Consider the following 588-nt stretch of genomic DNA (forward strand, 5'->3'; position numbering starts at 1 on the left):
GGTGGTCCCACTCCTTCCCATCCCGAACAGGACAGTGAAACACCTTAGCGCCGATGATAGTGCAGATTACCTGTGTGAAAGTAGGTCATTGCCAGACACCCCATTCGTAGTAAAGACGTAGTAAACAGAACCCCCGTACTCGAAAGAGGCGGGGGTTTTGCTTTGGGCGCAAGAAATGCAGGTGTTAGTGCAACTACAAAATCAAGTTTCTGTGGTTCGCGTGTTGTCGGGTTACGCGGTGAGGTGGTTAAATCGGTGGATAACAGTCTGTATCTCTTGGTGTAACCGGTAATTGTCAAAATAGTTGAGATGTTTTTACGATTTAAGCGACCTGTAATTCCTCGCCTGTTTTAGGCTCAATAGCCCGGTCCGGGTTCAATTGCACTTCATCTTGCCAGCTCCAGTTTCGCGTCGCATTACGCCACCGTTCTGGACGCGCCAAGCGGGCGGCTTGGTAAACCGCATGGCGTTTTTCTAACAGCGCTTTGTCCTGCCCTTGATGCCGCTGCGACGGGGTAACGAATTGAATGCCGCTGTGCCGGTGCGTATGGCTGTACCAATCCACAAAGCGCCTGACCCATTGCCTTG

The 588-nt window shown here is 51.5% G+C and carries 1 rRNA gene and 1 pseudogene; one reads left to right on the forward strand and one right to left on the reverse strand.

Features of this window, described 5'->3' with window-relative positions:
- Positions 1–97 (forward strand): 5S ribosomal RNA (gene rrf / locus CSQ88_RS22595); the annotation flags it as partial.
- Between the two features lie 225 nt (positions 98–322).
- Here rrf and CSQ88_RS23120 read toward each other — a convergent pair.
- A pseudogene (locus CSQ88_RS23120) lies at positions 323–588 on the reverse strand (IS3 family transposase); the annotation flags it as partial.

The sequence above is a fragment of the Iodobacter sp. BJB302 genome, assembly GCF_002735645.1.
GTDB lineage: Bacteria > Pseudomonadota > Gammaproteobacteria > Burkholderiales > Chitinibacteraceae > Iodobacter.